The organism is Chitinophaga varians, assembly GCF_014529945.1.
Lineage (GTDB): Bacteria > Bacteroidota > Bacteroidia > Chitinophagales > Chitinophagaceae > Chitinophaga > Chitinophaga varians.
The window spans coordinates 784,642-804,393 of record NZ_JACVFB010000002.1; the positions used below are offsets into that span (position 1 = coordinate 784,642).

Annotated in this window: 19 protein-coding genes; 7 read left to right on the plus strand and 12 right to left on the minus strand. The window is 48.0% G+C overall.

Annotated features, from left to right (window positions below; all coding sequences use genetic code 11):
- Window positions 1-86 precede the first annotated feature (86 nt).
- Entirely contained in the window at window positions 87-416 is a 330-nt protein-coding gene (locus tag ICL55_RS11015; protein ID WP_188096975.1) for an arsenate reductase family protein, read from the plus strand.
- A gap of 108 nt (window positions 417-524) precedes the next feature.
- Here ICL55_RS11015 and ICL55_RS11020 read toward each other — a convergent pair whose 3' ends face one another.
- Window positions 525-1,592, minus strand: a complete 1,068-nt coding sequence (locus ICL55_RS11020; RefSeq protein ID WP_188096977.1) for a glycosyltransferase — start codon at window positions 1,590-1,592, stop codon at window positions 525-527.
- 380 nt (window positions 1,593-1,972) lie between these two features.
- Here ICL55_RS11020 and ICL55_RS11025 point away from each other — a divergent pair, with 380 nt between their 5' ends.
- On the plus strand, window positions 1,973-2,221 hold the full coding sequence (locus ICL55_RS11025; RefSeq protein WP_078669652.1) for a hypothetical protein: 249 nt from the start codon (window positions 1,973-1,975) through the stop codon (window positions 2,219-2,221).
- Window positions 2,222-2,337: 116 nt separating this feature from the next.
- Window positions 2,338-3,477, plus strand: coding sequence for a formimidoylglutamase (locus ICL55_RS11030; RefSeq protein WP_188096979.1), 1,140 nt, complete (start codon window positions 2,338-2,340; stop codon window positions 3,475-3,477).
- A gap of 63 nt (window positions 3,478-3,540) precedes the next feature.
- On the opposite strand, the gene ICL55_RS11035 is transcribed toward ICL55_RS11030, so the two are convergent.
- The 7 genes from ICL55_RS11035 to ICL55_RS11065 form a co-directional block, all read right to left on the minus strand.
- Window positions 3,541-3,948, minus strand: coding sequence for a lysozyme inhibitor LprI family protein (locus tag ICL55_RS11035; RefSeq protein WP_188096981.1), 408 nt, complete (start codon window positions 3,946-3,948; stop codon window positions 3,541-3,543).
- 63 nt (window positions 3,949-4,011) lie between these two features.
- Window positions 4,012-4,410 carry a lysozyme inhibitor LprI family protein gene (locus ICL55_RS11040; protein ID WP_188096983.1) on the minus strand — a complete coding sequence of 133 codons (399 nt, stop codon included), beginning with the start codon at window positions 4,408-4,410 and terminating at the stop codon, window positions 4,012-4,014.
- Window positions 4,411-4,413: 3 nt separating this feature from the next.
- A complete protein-coding gene (locus ICL55_RS11045) occupies window positions 4,414-5,223 on the minus strand; it encodes a class I SAM-dependent methyltransferase (protein WP_188096985.1) in 810 nt (269 codons plus the stop codon).
- Window positions 5,224-5,231: 8 nt separating this feature from the next.
- Window positions 5,232-6,512: a M16 family metallopeptidase gene (locus tag ICL55_RS11050; RefSeq protein WP_188096987.1), complete on the minus strand. Its 1,281-nt coding sequence runs from the start codon at window positions 6,510-6,512 to the stop codon at window positions 5,232-5,234.
- Between the two features lie 36 nt (window positions 6,513-6,548).
- Complete coding sequence (locus ICL55_RS11055) at window positions 6,549-7,793, minus strand: M16 family metallopeptidase (RefSeq protein WP_188096990.1); 1,245 nt, start codon at window positions 7,791-7,793, stop codon at window positions 6,549-6,551.
- Between the two features lie 136 nt (window positions 7,794-7,929).
- Window positions 7,930-8,715: an aspartyl protease family protein gene (locus ICL55_RS11060; RefSeq protein ID WP_188096991.1), complete on the minus strand. Its 786-nt coding sequence runs from the start codon at window positions 8,713-8,715 to the stop codon at window positions 7,930-7,932.
- Between the two features lie 142 nt (window positions 8,716-8,857).
- Window positions 8,858-10,090 carry an aspartyl protease family protein gene (locus ICL55_RS11065; RefSeq protein WP_188096993.1) on the minus strand — a complete coding sequence of 411 codons (1,233 nt, stop codon included), beginning with the start codon at window positions 10,088-10,090 and terminating at the stop codon, window positions 8,858-8,860.
- A 131-nt stretch (window positions 10,091-10,221) separates the two neighbouring features.
- Here ICL55_RS11065 and mqnC point away from each other — a divergent pair, with 131 nt between their 5' ends.
- The 3 genes from mqnC to ICL55_RS11080 all read left to right on the plus strand — a co-directional run bounded on the left by mqnC (window position 10,222) and on the right by ICL55_RS11080 (window position 12,907).
- Window positions 10,222-11,346, plus strand: a complete 1,125-nt coding sequence (gene mqnC, locus ICL55_RS11070) for a cyclic dehypoxanthinyl futalosine synthase (RefSeq protein ID WP_188096995.1) — start codon at window positions 10,222-10,224, stop codon at window positions 11,344-11,346.
- 244 nt (window positions 11,347-11,590) lie between these two features.
- Window positions 11,591-12,214, plus strand: coding sequence for a hypothetical protein (locus ICL55_RS11075; protein WP_188096997.1), 624 nt, complete (start codon window positions 11,591-11,593; stop codon window positions 12,212-12,214).
- A 147-nt stretch (window positions 12,215-12,361) separates the two neighbouring features.
- Window positions 12,362-12,907: a GNAT family N-acetyltransferase gene (locus ICL55_RS11080; RefSeq protein ID WP_188096999.1), complete on the plus strand. Its 546-nt coding sequence runs from the start codon at window positions 12,362-12,364 to the stop codon at window positions 12,905-12,907.
- Here ICL55_RS11080 and ICL55_RS11085 read toward each other — a convergent pair.
- Both ICL55_RS11085 and ICL55_RS11090 read right to left on the minus strand, forming a co-directional pair.
- Window positions 12,901-14,361, minus strand: a complete 1,461-nt coding sequence (locus tag ICL55_RS11085; RefSeq protein ID WP_188097001.1) for an amino acid permease — start codon at window positions 14,359-14,361, stop codon at window positions 12,901-12,903. The two genes, ICL55_RS11080 and ICL55_RS11085, sit on opposite strands and share 7 nt — an antisense overlap.
- A gap of 209 nt (window positions 14,362-14,570) precedes the next feature.
- The gene (locus tag ICL55_RS11090) at window positions 14,571-15,464 is read right to left on the minus strand and encodes a hydroxypyruvate isomerase family protein (RefSeq protein ID WP_188097003.1); all 894 of its coding nucleotides are present in this window, start codon (window positions 15,462-15,464) and stop codon (window positions 14,571-14,573) included.
- A 201-nt stretch (window positions 15,465-15,665) separates the two neighbouring features.
- Here ICL55_RS11090 and ICL55_RS11095 point away from each other — a divergent pair, with 201 nt between their 5' ends.
- Complete coding sequence (locus ICL55_RS11095) at window positions 15,666-15,947, plus strand: hypothetical protein (RefSeq protein WP_188097005.1); 282 nt, start codon at window positions 15,666-15,668, stop codon at window positions 15,945-15,947.
- A gap of 85 nt (window positions 15,948-16,032) precedes the next feature.
- Here the strand turns inward: ICL55_RS11095 and ICL55_RS11100 are convergent, their stop codons facing one another.
- The gene (locus ICL55_RS11100) at window positions 16,033-18,909 is read right to left on the minus strand and encodes a TonB-dependent receptor (RefSeq protein WP_188097007.1); all 2,877 of its coding nucleotides are present in this window, start codon (window positions 18,907-18,909) and stop codon (window positions 16,033-16,035) included.
- A 39-nt stretch (window positions 18,910-18,948) separates the two neighbouring features.
- Entirely contained in the window at window positions 18,949-19,752 is an 804-nt protein-coding gene (locus tag ICL55_RS11105; RefSeq protein WP_223151414.1) for a GLPGLI family protein, read from the minus strand.

Here is a 19,752-nt window from a genome sequence, read left to right on the forward strand (position 1 = left end):
CAAGAATTAATTTGAATGCACAAAATTAAGATAGTACCACAATATACGTTCAGATTGTATTTTTAAACCCGGAAATATAGTAGCATATGAATAAGATATATCATTTGTCGACCTGCAGTACCTGCAAAAAAATTCTGGAGGAAATAAAGGCAAAAGACAGAGGGATTGATCTGCAGGATATCAAAACGGAAAAAATAACACCCGAACAGCTGGACGAGATGCATGCGCTGTCGGGCAGTTATGAGGCCCTTTTTAGCCGCCGGTCACAGAAATACAGGCCCATGGGACTTCATGAGAAAGACCTGACGGAAAAGGATTACCGCGACCTGATATTGGAGGAATATTCTTTCCTGAAAAGACCGGTGGGTATTGCCGGCGACAGGATTTATATCGGCGCTGAAGTAAAGAACATGTAATCCCGTGATATACAGGGTTCTCATCGCTTCGCCCGCCGGACGAAGCTGATTTTTTAGCGGGCAGCTGAACGGGAAAAATTGCAGGTATCTGTTTTTCCCGTTCAGTTGCTATCGTTGTTGAAGTTTTTGGACAAACTGTTTGACTACTTCTTTGTAAAGCGACATGTCCTGCTCATGTTGGAAAGACCGGAACGGGAAGCTGGAAGCTTTGTCCAGCACTGTTTTCAGATTAAATTCTTCCTGTGTAACGGAGTAGAAATAACCTTTTTCCATGAGATACTCTCCCAGATATACCTGTTCGGACTGGCCGGGGGTCGGTATCAGGATCGCTTTTTTGTTGAGTTTTACAAGGTCCATCAGGGTGGTGTAGCCGGAGCGGCTCAGCACCATGTCGGAAGCAAGCATGGCTTCGTTTAACGCTTTGGCGTCCAGATGGTTAACATGCGTTACGCCGGGAGCCACCTCTTCATGATAGTGAGTGCCCGGTTTACCGCTGACGATCAGGGCTTTCAGGGAGAGGTCCTTTACCTGGTCGAGCACCAGCTTTTCCAGGTTGGTACGCTGCGGTTCCGGCCCTGAGATGAGCACCAGGAGGTCGTATTTTTTCACGACGTCCGTTTGTGGCTCAAAACGGCTGAGACAGCCGATGTACGTGGTGTTGGGCGGGAGTTTTGCCGGATGTGCCAGTTCACCGGAGAGGTTATTATCGCCGGCGAAGTCCGGGATCCAGCAGGCGCTGTATTTACGAATGAAATTATAGTTGATTTTCTGGAGGGTCCGTTCTATCCAGCCGCCAAAGGGTGTTTTGATCAGGAGCTGGTGAGTAATGAATACGGTGGGAATGTCTTTCTGGTACAGACCGAAGCGGTTGTCCGAAATAACAGCATTGATCTGGTATTCCTTTACGATCTTTTTGAGCCACCGCTGCTCGTATTTTACCGCATTATATATTTTGGGAATTTGTTGTATGATCTTCATTCCGAAGAACTTACCTTTTTGCGCATATTGGATGCGATATCCCGGCAGTGGTAAAATGGTAATTTCCGGGAATTCCTGTTTCAACAGTGCGGCGTGTTTTCCTTCGGCAGCAATAAAAACCTGAGCCCCTGCGTTTAGCATTTCATGGATGAGAGGAATGTCGCGGGTGGCGTGTCCCAGGCCCCAGTCCAGAGGCACTGTTAAAATTTTTACGGGAGGCTGGATTGTGGACAAATAAATTAAATTTTTTTGCGAATTTAGCTTAAATTACAAAGGGTGATTGTTAAGAAAAGGTAAACTAATTAGGGAAGGACTTGTATTTAACCGGAAGAATATTAAATAGCACTATGAAAAGGCTTAAATGGATGGTGATCTTTTTTCTTTGTGGAAGTTTAACGATGACAGGTTGCAAAGTGTTTAAGAAGAACGATTGCGGTTGTCCCACTATGAACAAAAAACGAATGCACTAAAAGGCACATCTGACACAACATTAAAACGATTTTTACCTTATCTTTTTTGGATTATCCCATGAAAACCTGGCCAAACAATTATTTCGGGGAACAGTCAAAATTTTTTTCATGAAACCGGTAGATAGAGATTTATTGATCCTGCTACATGAAGATAGGTACACAGAGCAGCAGATACAATCTGCTGTAAGGCAAATCAGTGAGATGTTGTCTTTAATTGAAACCATGGATTATCTGTGCGCAGTAATGGAAGTAGTAGATTGCAACAAAAGCAGAATTACCAGCAAACGATCGGTGCTGGAGAAGGCAATTTCACGTAAAGCACATAAGCCTTTTGAATTTATCATTCACCGCAACTAAAAGTCGTACTTAGGCATTTCCGGTACAGTAGCATAACCCGCTGCTTATCTGCTTCATTGATGTATTTTTTTTAAATTCTTGTTGTACGTTTGCCGTCAAACAAACCCAACTAAGTGATGGCAGATTTTTCGCACCTGCAGGATTTTTTGCAGCCTGTTTCCAAAGCTTTTCTGAACGATGATCAGGAGTATGACGCTTTCCAGATTGGAGGTGTGATAGACGCTTATGAAGAAGAACATCATCCGGACCTGGATGCTGCCGATATTGTATTGCTGGGTGTTGGAGAAGAAAGGGGCAGTGCCAGTGGAAAAACCGGCACCAGCGGCCCTGATGCGATCCGGCGGGAGTTCTTTAAACTTTACAACTGGCACCGTGATATCAAAGTGGCGGACGTGGGCAACCTGCGATCAGGCGCTTTCCTCGCAGATGCTTATGCTGCCATGAAAACAGTGGTAGGAGAATTGGTGCAGGCGAATAAAACAGTGCTGATACTGGGCGGCTCTCATGATCTTACTTATCCGCAATACAAAGCATATGCAGCCCATCAGCTGATCATAGAAGCTACAGTGGCTGATGCGCTGATTGATCTGCAGGAAGAATCTTCCCTTCGCAGTGAAAGGTTCCTGATGGACATCCTCACTGAACAACCCAATTACCTTCGTCATTACAACCATCTGGGCTTCCAGAGTTATTTCGTACATCCGCGCATGTTAGAGACGCTGGACAAACTGCGTTTTGATTGTTTTCGTTTAGGCCGTATCCGTGAAAATATGGAAGAAGCGGAACCGGTACTGCGCCATTCTGATTTGTTCAGTCTCGATATTAATATTATCCGGCACACCGATGCGCCGGCCAACAACCTCTCCCCTAACGGGTTTAGCGGGGAAGAGGCCTGCTCTCTGGCCCGTTATGCAGGTATGAGCAGCCGCCTGTCTTCTTTCGGTATTTATGGCTACCGGCCAGAAAAAGACAAAGAACAACTCACCGCCCGCCAGATCGCTCAGATGATGTGGTATTTTATGGATGGCCGTTCCGTTAAAAACAAAGAGGCGCTGCTGGACGACCGCGACGCCTTCTGGGAATTTCATATAGCCTTCTCCGATATAGAAACTGTTTTCCTGAAAAGCAAACGTACCGGCCGCTGGTGGATGCAACTTCCTGATCAGGAATTCGTGCCCTGTGCCTATAACGACTACCTGCTGGCCAGCAACAATGAAATGCCGGAACGCTGGTTGCGTCACCAGGAACGATTGTAATATTTTGTCATTTAGGAATTTTGTTATTGAATGAGTTCCCTAAATGATCAAATTTCCCAATAACTAAATTTCTAAATCCAAAAGAGCGGTGACACGGTCTTTCACATAGGCAGCCTTATTGTCTGTGGAGATCATGTCGTCGTCCAGCCCGTTCATGGTGCTTTTATGCATCTTCTCCACCCGCTCGTCTATCTTACGGAAATACGCGTCTTTTTTCTCTTCCCAGGCACCTTGTTCTGTCTGAAGGCTGTGAAGTTTGTTGGGCTCAATCTGGGTGTAAAGGCGCTGTAATGTGCTGTACAGGAGGCTGTCGAGTTGCTTGTAATATACGAGGGCGCAGCCATAGCTGTTGCTGCCGGTAGAAAGGCAGCGTTGATAACGATTTTCCAGTGTGTCCAGTGCCGCCTGGCGGGACTGTGAATAGGCATTACCACACAGGAATACCGCCAGAATCAGGATAGGGAGTCTCATAGGCGTTGTGGTTACGCCAAATATACAAAAAATAATATGTAATATATATTATATAAATGTTAGCTATTCTTCCGTTACCCTTCCAATGGAGCCGGTGCACAATTCGCCAGGCAGGCCGTTGAGCCATACCCGGATGGCTTCCGTGCGTTGAGTGGTCAGTTCAGTTAGATATTGGGATTCGCACATGGGAAGTATGGAGCCATAACTTTGTACAGGTCCGGGATACATCGCTTCCAGCTGTGCATCACGGAATTGTATCCATAGTTTTTGTGCTGCTTTGAATTTGTTGATAAACGGTTTGTTGGCCGCGTATTTTTTCAGGATCTCCTGGTATATGGTATTCAGTTTCTTATCTGCTGCCTTGTATTCTTTACCTGCTTTTTGGTTTAACTCCTGCTGGGTTTGGGCCATGCCGGTAATACTACCTGCGATGAACAATAGCGTAATGAGCACTGCTTTCATATGTTAAGGTTTAAGGAACTCGAATGCATATACCATCGGTAGTTTTCCTTCCATGCCTTTGATCTGAAAATGCCCGTTTTCACCGGTGGTATTCTGGAAACAATTGTACGGAGAATAATCAAATTCCTGAAATACTTTTAGTTGTAATCCCTTTGTCAGCAGGGATTCGAGCACTTCGCTCAGCGGATGGTTCCAGGAGTAGGCGACGCCTGTTACATCGGCACTGTCTGCCGCGTCTGTATACGTGTCATTGTTGTTTTCCACGATCGTTTCAGTATTGAAATAGTCGTATTGTACGCGTGTGAACTGGTCATCGAACATCCATACCACCGGATGGAATTCGGCCATGATAAAAGCTCCGCCGGGCTTCAGAAAATGCTGCACCACCCCGGCCCATTTGTCCAGGTCCGGCAGCCAGCCGATTGTGCCGTAGGAGGTGAATACTATATCGAAGCTATCCTGCAGGTGTTCAGGAAGACTATAAACATCGCAGCAAATGAACCGGGCCTGGTCCTGAATGCCCAATTGTGCCGTTAGGGTATGTGCCTGAGCAATAGCTGCATCAGAGAGGTCTACGCCGGTTACTTCGGCGCCCATGCGCGCCAGGGAAAGTGTATCCTGCCCGAAATGGCATTGCAGGTGCAGGATGCGCTTTCCCCGGACATCACCCAGCAAAGCCAGTTCAATACTATTCAGCGAACTACGCCCTTCCAGAAAAGCCGGCACGTCATAAAAAGAAGAGGTAACGTGCACGGCAGTACGTTTATTCCAGAGCGCTTTATTAGCTGCCAGGTAATGTTGTTCGTCTTGCATGATTGTCATCAGATCACCACCAGTTCATAGAAATCGCCGGGAGTAAGATATTGTTTGGCGAGTTGCTGTAACTCCTCTGCGGTGATATTCTTAATTGTCTGAATGTTGTTGTAGAAATAGCTTTCGTCCAGATCGTTGAGGATCAGGTTTTTCCAGCGTTGTATCAGCTGGAAGGCGCCGTCCAGATCGCCGAGAATGGAACCGATCATGTAGTTGCGCACGAGGTCCAGCTCTTCCTGCGGCACCGGCTCGTTCTGCAGGCGGCGCAGTTCATTGTACACTTCTTCGATGGTAGCTTCGCACACATCCCTGCCGGCTTCGGTCTGGATATTGAGGGCGCTCACCTGCCGGAAGTTGTACAGTTGGGAATAGATGCCATACGTGTACCCTTTTTCTTCCCGGATATTGCTCATCAGCCTGGAGCCGAAATAGCCGCCCAGGATGGTATTGAGCACCAGCATCTTCGGAAAGTCCGGATGATAGCGGTTCGGGAAAGGACGGGCGATACGGATAGCGCCCTGTACACCATTCTCATCATTGAAAATGCGGAATTTCTTTTCCTCCGCCGGTTGTACGGGCAGCTCTGGCCTGAGAAGATTGGTCTCACCATTCCAGCGGGTACTGCCGAAGTGTTGGTTCAGCAGTGCCAGCATATTGGCAGGCATGTTACCCGCCACAAATATGCGGCAGTTGTTGTACGTATAATGCTTTTGATAGAAAGCACGGAGCGTTTCTGTCTGTAACGCATCATACGCCATCATGCTGCTTACGCGGCCGTATGGGTGGAATTCACCAAACAGGTATTTATCGATAAAGCGGTTGGCCACAAAATCGCATTTCTGGAGATTGACGGCCAGCTTCTGTTTCTGGTTTTGTTTGTAGAGCTGTAATTCTTCTTCCGGAAAAACAGGATCGAGGATAACATCCTGTAATACCGGCAGCAGCACTTCTGTATGTTTGGTGAGGCAGTGCAACGTGAAGGTGGCATTTTCATGATACGCGTTCCGGTTAAGGTAAGCGCCATGATAATCGATGGCCTCGTTGATCTCGAGGGCTGTTCGTTTGCTGGTACCGTTTTTCATGAGGAAATTGGTAGCCAGGGCTTCCAGGCTTTCGCTTTCATACCATGAACCGGCGGGGAACACCAGTTCCAGCTGCAGGGTATCCTGTTCTTCCGATTTAATCACATAAACGGGGATACCGTTGTCCAACGTGAATTTCTCGTAGGGCTTCAGCTTTATATCAAACTCCACAGCGTCTTTAATGGGAGGAGGAATCGTTCTATTCATATAGATCTCATTTATACCGTGTGACTGAGATGAGGTTTATCCCTGATTTTCGGCGTAATAGTAAATGGTATTGGCATTTTTCTCATCGAAGAGCAGCTTTGCTTCCCGGTGAATATCTTCGGCTGTCACCACTTCGTAGTTTTCAAACTCTTTGTTCATCAGACCGGCATCACCCAGGAGCTCGTAAAAGGCCAGGTTGTTGGCACGGTTGAGCAGGCTCATGTCTTCAAATGCGAGCAGGCTCTCCACGCGGTTTTTCACCTTTTGCAATTCACGGTCTGCGATGACTTCGGCTTGTAATTTTTCCAGTTCTATCTGTATGGCTTTTTCCGCATCTTTCATCTTCACGCCTTTCACCAGTTTTCCTTCAATGGTCAGCAAACCAGCGTCGAGGCTGCCGAAATGATAACAGTCGATGTTACTGAAGAGTTTTTTCTCTTTTACCAGCACCTGATGTAAACGGGAAGAGCTGCCACCACCGAGGATATCGGAGACAAGATCGGCCGCATAGTAACGTTTGTCTGAACGGGCGTGCATATGGTAACATTTGTACAGCGCGTCCAGCGGTACGTTGGCTTTTACTTCCAGCTTATGCGCAGCTGTTTGCGGTGGTTCAACCGGCAGGCTGCGATGATATTTTTCTCCGGAAGGGATGTCGCCAAACCATTTTTCAGCCAGTGTTTTCACCTGTTCTGTGGTGACATTGCCTGCCACGGAAAGGATCGCATTGACCGGCCGGTAAAACTTAAAGAAGAAGGCTTTTACATCTTCCAGCTGAGCGTTTTCTATATGCGACAGTTCTTTACCGATGGTCATCCAGCGGTAAGGGTGCGAGGTGTATGCCAGCTCCCGCATTTTGTGCCATACATCACCGTAAGGCTTGTTGATGTAATGTTCCTTAAACTCTTCGGATACTACTTTCCGTTGCACATCGAGGCTTTTTTCACTGAAGGCCAGCGAAAGCATGCGGTCACTCTCCAGCCAGAAAGCCGTTTCAATGTTTTCTGCCGGCAGCTGTATGTAGTAGTTGGTGAGATCGCTGGTCGTATAGGCGTTGTTCTCCCCTCCTGCCATCTGCAGTGGTTCGTCGTATTCAGGAATATTGATCGACCCGCCAAACATCAGGTGTTCAAATAAGTGCGCAAAACCGGTTTGTTCGGGGTTCTCATCCCTGGCGCCTACGTCGTACAGTACGTTTAATACAGCCATGGGCGTAGTATGGTCTTCATGTACCACCACGCGCAACCCATTAGCTAATGTAAATTTATTATAATGAATCATAATGTAATATTCGTATAGAAGTAAAAATAGGGTAAAAGGACTAATTACGTATTAGGAATTAAGAATTAGGGTTTGGGTTTTCCATTATCAGGACGGATTTGAGGGACGCATATGGGCTATAACACCATGTCAGTGGTCATTCCAGGTAGAGTTCCTTCTTTCCATAGTTGATCGTGATCGTGAATTGTTTCCAGACATCATAACCGATAGAGCCGGCAATTTCAGTAAACACGCCCACATCATTGATGTCTTTACAATAGCTGACAGGCACATTGGCCAGCGTTTTCCCGCCCAGTTGCAACGATGGAATGTTGCTGTTGATGTAATACAACACCCTGACCATATCCTGCACCCTGTCTGTGTTGAGTGTAGGGAGACTGTTGATACGGTTGGAATCCACGTAAGGCCAGTTGAACAGGATGCCGTAGTCGCCGCCGGTGGTGATATGATAATGACCGGGCAGGTGACGTCCGTCGGGCATGGTGATCGCTGCATCTATCACCGGAGTGGAATAGTTGAGCTGAAAATGTAGCTGCCGTCCGGTATTGCCGACAGGGGTTTTACCGTTGCGGTACAGCACCAGTTGCTGTTGCCGGTAATCGATTTTCACGATATACATTTTTAGCAGGGCTATGCCAATCACACCGTCAATGTCGCCGAGGTTATCGAGATTTTCAAGATAGGCGTCCACGTAAGGAAGGCGCAAATCCCTCAGATACAGCGCATTGAGCGTTACTACATTGGTCCTCACCATGGCATTGTTAGTACCGCTCATAAAAGCCTGATGTCCGCTGTTGATACGCATCTTTTCGGATACCCGTTTATGTAGCACCGTAACTTCCGCGCCGCTGTCAAAAACAAACCGCAGCGTATCCGTACTGCCGGAAAGCAAGACAGGTATTACCACATGTTTGTCGATCATGCGGAAAGGAATTACAGCTACAGGTTTGCTGTTGTCTGCCGCTGCGGGGGCAGCATTTTTTCGTTGTGCGAAGGCAGGCAGGAATAAATTACAGCATAAGCATATTACTATCACCAGAGTACGCCACATGCTGCAAATAACGTTAAAGAATACTTTTTATTGGCAACTTTTTAATTAACAAGTCATTATCTCTGGCAATCAACAAGGTGACCTTGGTACCTACATTTTTAAGCAGATCACGGAACAGCTGCAGGTTGGAGCCGAGGTTATTATTGACCGCCATGATAATATCCCCTTTCCGGATACCGGCTTTTTCAGCCGGAGATCCTTTGATGATGTCAGTTACTTCCACCCGGCCATCGATCAGGTAGATGATAAGGCCGGTATAGGAGTAATCGAACATATCTTTGAAGTGGGTATTGGGCATCAGGTATATCTCTTTTCTGCCGTAATTGAGCGTAATATTGAACCGGCGTAGCAGATCGTTACCGATCATGCCGCCGAGGAAAGGATATGCCGTGATATTGGTCCTGTCGTCGAAGATATAGGTGGGCACGTTCCGGAAGGAATAGTTGCCGACCCGGAACTCCTGGACGGTCGTGAGTGACATCTGCATTTTACCACCGAGGCCCTGGGCTTCTGTCTGTATGATTTTCCTGCTTTTGCGGCGGTTGGTGATCAGGGCACTGTCGCTGACAAACTGGGAAGATAACAACAGGCACATACCGGCGCCGGTATCGAAATAATACCGGTTGGTGACTGTTTTGCGCTCATGGCGCAGCGGCGCGGTGATCAGCGGTATCTGCGTGAGGGATGGGCGCAGCAGTTGACCGCCTTTAGGATAGTTATAGCGGCCTTTGCTGTTGACGATAATTTCTTCCGTATCGTAGTCTACCGTCACAATAAAGCGGCTGAGGAAACTATAGCCGATGATACCATCTACCTGAATACCATATACCTGGCTGATCAGCTCATAGTCATTGACGTGAAAATCGAGGCTGTCGATGGTAAGCCCTGGTAGTTTCAGGGTGTGGTCCATGGCGAAAGAGACGGTCTTGGCGGCTCCCAGGCCTTTTACTATCCTGTCTGTGGGCGTGAGTTTGATGCCCAGCCTTACACAGGTGGCCGTGTCGAGGGAAATACCCGCGCTACCGGTGTCAAGGATAAACTGCAGGGTGTCCGGAAGATTGTCGAGTGTCGCCGAAATGACGACTACCCCACCGTAATATTGTTTGAATTTAAAACGGGTAATCAACACAGATTGCTGTGTAGTATCGTTCTCCAGGGTGGCATTTCCTGCAGATGCTGGTTGATAAAGACCGGTTATGGCTGCCAAAGCAAGCAGCAAGGCGAGTAACAGATTTGGTTTAGGCATACAGATGATGCAAGGGGATCATTTTCCTAAATTTAATGTTTAATACGCTACATATAAAATATTTTTATTACCCGCTGTTATTGCGCGATATACTACCTTTGTCGGGTTATTCAGCGATTAGAAAATAGCATATGGTACTTCAGGATTTATATCAAAAGGCGCAGCAGTTTGAGTTTCTGACAGCAGAAGAAGGGGTGTACATGTTTGAAAATGCACCGCTGGCAGAACTGATGCACATTGCCAACGAGTTACGTAAGCAGCAGGTGCCGCATGGAAAGGTGACCTGGCAGATAGACAGAAATGTGAACACGACCAACGTGTGCACGGCCAACTGTAAGTTTTGCAACTTTTACCGCATTCCCGGCCACGCCGAAGCCTATATTACCGATATTGAGGAATATAAACGTAAGATAGAGGAGACCCTGAAATATGGCGGCGACCAGCTGTTGTTACAGGGCGGGCATCACCCGGAACTGGGGTTGAGTTTTTATACCAACCTGTTCAGGGAGCTGAAGCAGCTGTACCCTACTCTCCGTCTGCACACGTTAGGCCCCCCGGAAGTGGCACATATCACCAAACTGGAAAAAAGCACGCACATCGAAGTGCTGCGCGCATTGAAAGAAGCAGGCATGGACAGCCTTCCCGGCGCCGGCGCCGAAATTCTGAACGACCGTGTACGCAGACTGATCTCCAAAGGAAAATGCGGTGCACAGGAATGGCTGGACGTGATGCGGGCTGCGCATAAACTGAATATCGCCTCTTCCGCTACCATGATGTTTGGCCACGTGGAAACAGTGATGGAGCGCTTTGAGCACCTGGTGGACATCCGTCAGGTACAGAGTGAAAAGCCGGAAGGGCACTACGGTTTCACCGCTTTCATCCCCTGGACGTTCCAGGATGTGGATACCTTGCTGGCGAAAATCCGTGGTGTACATAACATGACTACCGCCGAAGAATATATCCGTATGATCGCGATGAGCCGTATCATGCTGCCGAATATCAAGAATATTCAGGCCTCCTGGCTTACGGTCGGCAAACAGGTAGCACAACTGTGCCTGCACGCCGGCGCCAACGATTTCGGGTCTATTATGATCGAAGAAAACGTGGTGAGCGCTGCCGGCGCACCGCATCGCTTCACCTACCGCACCATGCAGGATGCTATCCGTGAAGCCGGTTTTGAACCGCAGCTGCGCACGCAGTTGTATGAATTCCGTGAATTGCCTGCGGCTATCGAAGAACAGGTGATTAACTATTAATCAGCGTCCCCGGGGCTGAAGCCCTGGGCTACAATATGCGCCCCCCGGGGCTTTTAAAAAAAATGACCAAAAAGGCTCGTCCTTTTTGGTCATTTTTTTTAAAAGCTGTTTTTAATCTCCAATTTGGCAGATGAGCGGTCATCATAACCGTCACAGTTATAGGAATGTTAAAACTATCGAGTGGCTGTTACATTTTCCTTCTTGTCACGTCTAACAGGTATAACACAAAAACAAGGAGGGAACCATGAAAAAGCTGGGTTTAATATTGTCAGGATTAGTGATAATGGCTTTGGCTGCGTGCAGTACGAAAGTTACTTCTTCCTGGCGTGCCAATAACGCGCAACAGATACAGAAAGATCAGAAAATAATGGTGATGGCGCTGGTTCCTCAAAAGGACCGTGCTCTCAGAAGCCAGATGGAAAATTTCACCGCAACAGAACTCAAACGTAAAGGGTACAACGCCGTTTCTTCCTTGCAGGAATTCGGTCCCGATGAGTTTATCAAAATGGGTGAAAAACAGGCTATCAGGAAGCTGCAGGGCAGTGATGTAAATCAGGTCCTGACCATTGTAATGGTGGATAAGGGCAGAGAAAGAAGTTATACGCCGGGATATGCCTATGCTCCTTATGGTTGGGGCTTCTGGCCATATTATTCCCGTTGGTACAACACTTATTACTCACCAGGTTATGTGACCTATAGTACCCGGTATCAGTGGGAAGGTAATCTGTACGACCTGAAAAGCGGTCAGTTACTGTACTCTGTACAATCACAATCTTTTGACCCGCCTTCCACAGCAAGAATGGCGGTATTGTATGCACAGCAGGTGGTGAAAGATATGACGAAGAGAAACCTGTTGGCTAAAAACTAACGATATTGGATAATGACAATTTTAAGTGTGATAGGTGAACGGCAGATCATTATTGATCTGCCTTTTTGTTTTATGAATGGTTCATAATCAATAAATTCGTAATTCATAATTTTATTCGTAGGTTTATCCCCCACTTTAATTCCGGTTATGTTAGATATACCTGTCAATCAAGATATTTACCTGCGGCAACTCACCATGCAGGATGCCCCTCTGGTATATAAACAGCTGGATGCTTCCAGGAAAAACCTGCGTAAGTTTCTGCCCTGGGTGGATTACAATACCAATGAAGAGCACAGTGCCCGGTTTATCCAGATGATGCAGCGGAAAGCGGAAGAACAGGAGGCTATTGCGTTGGGGATTTGGTACCAGCATCATTTATGCGGGGTGATGGACCTGCACGGATGGGACCATCAGGTACAGAAAGCGGAGATCGGCTATTGGATTGGAGAGTCTTTTCAGGGCAAAGGCATTGCCACTGCGGCCTGCAGGGCATTAATCACGTATGCATTTAAAAAACTGCGCCTGAATAAAATTGAGATCCGTTTTGTGTTACAGAATGAGCGGAGCGGGCAAATCCCTATTAAGCTGGGATTCACCCGCGAAGGTATTCTGCGGCACAACGCCAAGCTGCATGGCCAGTTTGTGGACATGGTAGTCATGGGCGTGTTGCGTCAGGACTGGAAACACTATTGACCGGTGTTCAGCTCCCGTCTTACTTTGCTATGTTTTCTACCGTAGAAATAATAAATCACCATACCTATTGCCATCCAGATAATGAGCCTTAACCAGGTGTCCAGTGGCAGGAATACCATCATGCCCACACAGGTGAGGATACCCATGATCGGTACAAATGGCACCCAGGGCGTTTTGAAAGGTCGTGGTGCATCCGGCATGGTATACCGCAGTATCCATACGCCGGCACAAACGATTACAAAGGCCAGCAGCGTACCGATGCTGGTCATCTCCCCTACTACCTTGATAGGCACCAGTGCTGCAAACAAGCTGATAAAAACACAGAAGAGGATATTTGATTTCCACGGTGTGCGGAAGCGGGGGTGTATGTCTGAGAAAACTTTAGGCAGCAAGCCATCCTTGGACATCGCGTAAAATACGCGTGACTGTCCCCAGAGGTCTACCATGATCACGGATGTATAACCGATGATGATAGCCAGTACCACCAGTTGCCCCAGCCATTTGAAAGGGGTGTGGGCGATGGCGATGGCTACCGGCGCGCCACTGTTTTTAAATTCGGTATAAGGTGCCAGGCCGGTCATCACGTGTGAAAACAGCATAAACAATACTGTGCAGATGGCCAGTGAGCCGAGGATACCGATCGGCATGTTGCGTTTCGGGTTTTTTGTTTCCTGCGCGGCGGTGCTGACAATGTCGAAGCCAAGGAAGACAAAGAAGACCACACCGGCTCCCCGCAGGATGCCTGACCATCCAAAATGACCGAATTCGCCGGTGTTTTTCGGGATATAAGGCACGAGGTTGGCCGGTTGTATATATTTCCACCCAAGGGCAATAAAAACCAGTACAACGCCTACTTTAAGAGACACCACCACCGCATTCCAGATAGCAGAGCCCTTGGTGCCGCGCATCAGAATGTAGGACATCAGTATCACCACCAGCGCAGCGGGCAGGTTAAACAATCCATGCACCACCTCTCCGCCGGAAAGCGTGATCGTTTCAAAGGGGGAATGCACCAATCGGGGTGGCAGGTAGATACCGTAGCCGGAAAGGAATTCCACCAGGTAGTTGGACCAGCTGATAGATACCGTCGCCGCCCCTACCGAGAATTCCAGTACAAGGTCCCAGCCAATGATCCAGGCAAACAGCTCTCCCATGGTGGTATAGGCGTAAGTATAGGCGCTGCCCGCAATGGGGATCATGGCGGCAAACTCCGCATAACATAAGCCTGCAAAAGCACAGCCGACGGCGGCTACCACGAAAGATAATGTGACTGCCGGACCGGCGTTGTTACCTGCTGCCAGGCCTGTTAAAGAAAACAGGCCGGCACCGATGATGACGCCGAGGCCCAGCATGACCAGCTGAAACCCGCTCAGGGTGCGTTTCAGGCCCTGATTACCGTCTTCTCCGGACTCGCGCAGCAGCCAGTTGAGCGGCTTTTTGTAGTATTGTTTCATTAATACCCTACTTGTTTGGTGGACTAATTGGGCGCAAAAATAGAGGACTTTATTGAGATTTACGGATTTTGGAATTTTTTGATTTTGGAATTTCCGGGATATTGATAATCGGAACAACCCGAAACAATTATAATTCAATGGCTTTCGATTGGTCTTCGCACTATTTCCAGAAATTCCAAAATCAAAAAATTCCAAAATCCGTAAATCACTTACGCGATGTCGCAGATATGAATGGCGTTATTTAAGGAGGCCAGTTTGTTCGGGCGGGAAGGAATGAACTCCTGGGCCACATGTCCTTTGAAGCCGGTTTCGTAGATGGCTTTCATGATGGCCGGGTAGTACAGTTCCTGCGTTTCGTCGATCTCGTGACGTCCCGGAACGCCGCCGGTATGATAGTGGGCGATGTATTGATGATGATCGCGGATGTTGCGGATTACATCGCCTTCCATGATTTGCATGTGGTAGATGTCGTACAGCAGCTTGAAATTTTCGGAACCTACTGATTTGCAGAGTGCTACGCCCCAGGCGGTATGGTCGCACTGATAATCATGGTGATCTACTTTGCTGTTCAGCAGCTCCATCACCAGGGTTACTTTTTTCTTTTCCGCATAACCGATGATGCGTTGCAGCCCTTTGGTGCAGTTTTCTATTCCCTGTTCATCGCTGAGGCCATTGCGGTTACCGGAGAAGCAGATGAGGTTGGAGAAACCGGCTTTGGCTGTTTCATCGATATAATGCCGGAAATAAGTTTCCAGTTTATCGTGATGCGCCGGGTTGTTGAAACCCCGTGTGATACCCCATTCTGGTCCGTTGCTGGCCACCATGGCGGTGATCATGTCATGCTTTTTCAGGATGGCGAAGTCTTTCGGGTCTACCAGATCGATCGATGGAATACCAATTTTTTTGGCAGCCACGCAAAGGTCGGCCAGCGGAATGTCGTAACACCACGCACATACGGAGTGGTTGATTTTTCCTTTGAGCGGTTCTCCAACGGCTTTGTCGTGAGCCGCCACCCTTTCAGAAAGGGAAGATAATGCGGTAGATGCCAGTGCCATAGTCGCTACTTTTTTGATCATGTCGCGGCGGGAATTTTCCTCGTGCATAATTTTCAGTGTGCTTTAAGTGGCATCAATTTAAATGAAAATAAGCGTATTTGCAACACTTGCTGCAATCCCGCGTCAGGAGCGGCCCCGACAGGTTGTCACCCGGATTTTTTGAGCATAAACGGCCTGAAAATCTTACCTTTATATTAGCGAGCTATTTTGGTAAGCATTTTGTTTATGTATTGAAAAGCGGAGGTTGAAATGGAAAAAAAATATACCCCAAGTTTATGGCTCTGTATCCTGATGGACCTGATCGGTTGTGCCAGTTATGCTGTACCGGTTTTAGGCGATGTCAGTGATCTGATCTGGGCCCCGATTTCTGCCATTATTTTTTACCGCATGTTTGGCGGCCCCATTGGTACTTTTGGTAGTGCCTTTAACTTTCTGGAAGAGCTGTTCCCCGGAACCGACTTTATCCCCACATTCACCGTGGCATGGGTTGTAAAACGCATATGGGCGGGCAGAAGAACCGTTTCCATTTGATTATTTAGTTATTTAATTATTTATTCATTGCGTTGTCCGTGAAGGTAACCCCATGAATAAATAATTAAATAACTAAATTTCTGAATTAAAACTGCTGCGTCCTGAAGCCGCCCTGTCCACCGCGGGGGCCCATCATCATCCGCATACCTCTCTCCCCGTTGTTCCCTTTGTTATTACCGCCAAACTTGTTCAGGAAGTAGGTAAAGCTGATCATAAAGTATTGTTGCAGCACATTAGAACGAACGTCTTCAATATAGTTATCACTGACATCGCGGGAAACGCTCACGTACTGCCTTAACAGGTCGAAGCCCTGTATCTTGATCATGCCTTGTTTTTTCGGAAACACATACTTGGACACGTTGGCGTTCCACATGGTGGAGGTCAGGTTATAGCCAGCGGTACGACCTCTGCTGAGCGTGCAGGTGACATCGGAGCCAATCATGAAACCCAGTGGCAGATTGAAGTTCACGTCTGCATTGAAGTTATAATCAAAGTACTGGGTGTTAGGGGTGGATGGCAACGTATAGGAGGTGGCGTTATAGTTCACACTGGCTCCCAGCGCAGCATCGAACAGTTCCTTATACATATAGCTCACATTCACGGACTGTGACAGTTGCAGGGTGTTTTTATAGTTCATAACACCCTGTGTAATGTTCACATCGCGGCTGTAGCCGATGGAAGTACCGGTGTTCAGGTTCTGTCCGGGTGTTTTCGACAGCGGAATGGAGTTGTGCAACATACCATTGAGGCTGTAGTAGCCGTTCACGTTTACCGGTTTGCTGAAAGTCTTTCCGGTAGCAGTGTCCAGTCTCGTAGAGTTGATGATCTTATTGGAACCGAAAGAGCCTCTCAACGAAGCAAACATACCCCGGAACGTGATGTTGTTGAACTGGTTGTAGTTAATACGCAGGGTATTGTTGAAAGCAGGTTTCAGGTCAGGATTACCTTGCTGTACATACAGCGCATTACTGTTGTCCGGTACGGGTTGTAACTGTTGCACCGTAGGCTGTGTGGTGTTACCATTATAGTTTATGCGTAACCGTTTGTTCTTAGCGAAGGTATAGTTGAAACTGGCGTTAGGCGCAAAGTTAATGGTACTTTGATGTATCAGGCTGTCTCTTTTGGTACGGAAAGAATAGGTGGTGTTATCGAGATTATTGAACAGTACGTTCAGGCCTATGGAGTAATCATACTTCAGTTTGGACGTGCGGAAAGCAAGTCCAGCCTGCTGATTGACGGTATTGTTGGTGAAAGCGTTGCTCAGCGAATCGTTGAGCTGATCATATACACCTTTACTATCGTTGTAATCGTAAGTATATTTTTTACTATCGCTTTTGTAGTTGGTGATGCCATAGTTGGCCTCGAGGTATTTATCGCGGCCTAAAGGCTCGGTATACGTGAGGTTGGCGCCGGCATTTTTACTGGTGGTGTTAATCTGATTGCTCTGATTGAACGTAGACAGGCTGTCGTTGGCAAAATAATACACGCTGGACTTGTTGTAGTTCTGCTGATCATTAATGCTGTTGTTGTACGACAGGTTCAGGCTGAGTGTGCGGCCCGGTGTTTTAAACCGTTTTCTGAACAGGATAGACCCGCCGATATTCTGATTGTTGCCTTGTCCGTCGTTGGTCGTTGTTCCTTTATTGACCGTATCCTTGTTGTTGTTCAGCGTCTGATAATCGCGGGAGCTGAAGCTGTTGCCATTGGTGAGGGAATAAGAAGGAGAAAAGACGATGGAATGCATGGAGTCTATCTCGTATTCCACGCGGGCATCGAGGCGGTTGTTGCTGTTGTCTGTCTGTGACGAAGAGTTTTCGTTATAGAAAGTGGTGCTGTTGCCGGCGAAAGTTTGTCTGGACGTTTGTTGCGTCAGATTGGTTTTGGTATCGTTAAAGAAGTAGCTACCGCTGAACCGCACTTTTTTATTGAAGTCTTCGCTGAAGTTAAGGCCGGCATTCCAGTTGCGGGTGATGCCCGGGTTGCTGTTGCCGCCGCCGCCACCGCCCTGTGTTACCGCCATGCCACCGCCGCCGCCACCGCGTCCTCCCCTTCCCCTGCCGCCGCCACCGCCGCCGCCGGCAGGACTGAAGCTCATCTGATCGCGGATCGTATAGCCGGTACTGTTAACGTTGTTGCCGCCACCAATGAGGCTCATTTGCTGATTATCGCGGAAACGGTTGATGTTAAAAGCAGTGGAGAAGCGGTCATCTGTACCATAACCTGCGGAGGCACGGCCAAACAGCCCTTTCTTTTTATCTTTTTTGATGGTGATATTGATGGCTTTTTCGGTTTGCCCGTCATCGATTTTAGTGAATTCTGCCTGATCTGATTTTTTATCGATGATCTGTACTTTGTCGATGATATTAGCGGGCAGATTTTTGGTGGCCATCTTCGGATCGGTGCCGAAGAAGGGCTTGCCGTCTACATACACTTTGGTAACGGTTTCGCCTTGTGCCGTGATGGCGCCGTCTTTATCCACGGTAACGCCTGGCAGTTTTTTGAGCAGGTCTTCCACCACCGCGTTGTCGCGGGTTTTGAAGGCATCTGCATTAAATTCGAGGGTATCTTTTTTGACAACGATCGGGGGCTTTTCGTCTTTTATCTCTACAGCATTGAGGTTAACGCCTTTCAGTTCCATGCCCAGTGTGCCGAGCGTGAGTGAGGATGTTTCGTCCGTGATCTTCACGGGTTTATTGATGGCCTTATATCCCAGGAAGCTGATATAGAGCCGGTAGTCGCCATTGGCGATATTGGTGATCTCAAAATTTCCCTTGTTGTCGGTGATGGCAGTGTTGGCCACCGTAGAGTCTTTAGCGTGCAGTAATACCACAGTTGCCGCGGGCATGGCTTCTTTGGTGCTCTGGTCTGTCAACTGCCCTTTAATCTTTCCTTGCTGTGCCTGGGCCTGGGAGCAGAGTACTCCCAAACCCAGTACCAGCAAGAGCTGTATAATTTTCTTCATAATGGAGGTTCGCGCGAAAAGGTAAGATAGGATGAATTTTTACATTTGGGGTTGCCGCTTACGTAATTTCTCCATCTCCTGTTGTCTGATATCCCGCATTTGTTCCTGACTGATTTTTTCCGCTCCTGCCGGGATGGTAAGATCGGTGTCTGTTACGGGTTGCAGGGTCACGCTGGTGGCATTAAAGGCCCGTCTGCCGCCTTCGGCCACCAGTACCACTGCGTTGGCTTCCGGCAATAATCCGTTAATGGGAGAAAAGCTGAACGGCAGTTCCGTGGTGTACCATACGGTATAGGTATCGTCTTTTAGCTTGATAGTGGCTTTTTTACAGGTATAACCTGCTATTTTCTTTGTCTTGTCGCTGGCTTTGGTATCAGCGGCAACGATAAAGTCTTCTTCAGCATAATATGTTTTGCGGTCATCGCCGAAGGTGCTGAAAACATGAAGGATCTTTTTATTGGCGAGATCGAAGTATTGTGCATTGCCACGGCCCATCATGCCCATGCCTGGTCCCATTCTGCGTTGTCCGGGCCCCTGGCCCTGCCCTTGCGCGGGAGCATTGGCGGTATCTCTGCGGGCTCTGCCACCCCAGCCACCACGGCCGCCGCCATTGCCGAAATCGGGTCGTTCGGTAGCCAGTTTAGCATGACCGTTATTAAAAGTAAGGGTTTGTTTAAAAGTGATCACATCAGGGATCTGGGGCGCCTCATCACCGTCACCACCACCGCGTTGGAACCCGCGCATCCGCTCCGGGTCTGTTTTAGCAGTCACCTCGTAAACAATAGTGCCTGACTGCTGCGCCAGCAGCGGCTGTGTGAAAGGCAGCACAAGGGCTGCACTCAT

What these genes read in the sequence shown, in the direction of transcription:
- ICL55_RS11015 (WP_188096975.1), top strand. Translation starts at nt 87, where the DNA reads ATGAATAAGATATATCATTTGTCGACCTGCAGTACCTGCAAAAAAATT.
- ICL55_RS11025 (WP_078669652.1), top strand. Translation starts at nt 1,973, where the DNA reads ATGAAACCGGTAGATAGAGATTTATTGATCCTGCTACATGAAGATAGG.
- ICL55_RS11030 (WP_188096979.1), top strand. Translation starts at nt 2,338, where the DNA reads ATGGCAGATTTTTCGCACCTGCAGGATTTTTTGCAGCCTGTTTCCAAA.
- ICL55_RS11035 (WP_188096981.1), bottom strand. Translation starts at nt 3,948, where the DNA reads ATGAGACTCCCTATCCTGATTCTGGCGGTATTCCTGTGTGGTAATGCC.
- ICL55_RS11040 (WP_188096983.1), bottom strand. Translation starts at nt 4,410, where the DNA reads ATGAAAGCAGTGCTCATTACGCTATTGTTCATCGCAGGTAGTATTACC.
- ICL55_RS11045 (WP_188096985.1), bottom strand. Translation starts at nt 5,223, where the DNA reads ATGCAAGACGAACAACATTACCTGGCAGCTAATAAAGCGCTCTGGAAT.
- ICL55_RS11050 (WP_188096987.1), bottom strand. Translation starts at nt 6,512, where the DNA reads ATGAATAGAACGATTCCTCCTCCCATTAAAGACGCTGTGGAGTTTGAT.
- ICL55_RS11055 (WP_188096990.1), bottom strand. Translation starts at nt 7,793, where the DNA reads ATGATTCATTATAATAAATTTACATTAGCTAATGGGTTGCGCGTGGTG.
- ICL55_RS11060 (WP_188096991.1), bottom strand. Translation starts at nt 8,715, where the DNA reads ATGATCGACAAACATGTGGTAATACCTGTCTTGCTTTCCGGCAGTACG.
- ICL55_RS11065 (WP_188096993.1), bottom strand. Translation starts at nt 10,090, where the DNA reads ATGCCTAAACCAAATCTGTTACTCGCCTTGCTGCTTGCTTTGGCAGCC.
- mqnC (WP_188096995.1), top strand. Translation starts at nt 10,222, where the DNA reads ATGGTACTTCAGGATTTATATCAAAAGGCGCAGCAGTTTGAGTTTCTG.
- ICL55_RS11075 (WP_188096997.1), top strand. Translation starts at nt 11,591, where the DNA reads ATGAAAAAGCTGGGTTTAATATTGTCAGGATTAGTGATAATGGCTTTG.
- ICL55_RS11080 (WP_188096999.1), top strand. Translation starts at nt 12,362, where the DNA reads ATGTTAGATATACCTGTCAATCAAGATATTTACCTGCGGCAACTCACC.
- ICL55_RS11085 (WP_188097001.1), bottom strand. Translation starts at nt 14,361, where the DNA reads ATGAAACAATACTACAAAAAGCCGCTCAACTGGCTGCTGCGCGAGTCC.
- ICL55_RS11090 (WP_188097003.1), bottom strand. Translation starts at nt 15,464, where the DNA reads ATGCACGAGGAAAATTCCCGCCGCGACATGATCAAAAAAGTAGCGACT.
- ICL55_RS11095 (WP_188097005.1), top strand. Translation starts at nt 15,666, where the DNA reads ATGGAAAAAAAATATACCCCAAGTTTATGGCTCTGTATCCTGATGGAC.
- ICL55_RS11100 (WP_188097007.1), bottom strand. Translation starts at nt 18,909, where the DNA reads ATGAAGAAAATTATACAGCTCTTGCTGGTACTGGGTTTGGGAGTACTC.
- ICL55_RS11105 (WP_223151414.1), bottom strand. Translation starts at nt 19,752, where the DNA reads ATGAGTGCAGCCCTTGTGCTGCCTTTCACACAGCCGCTGCTGGCGCAG.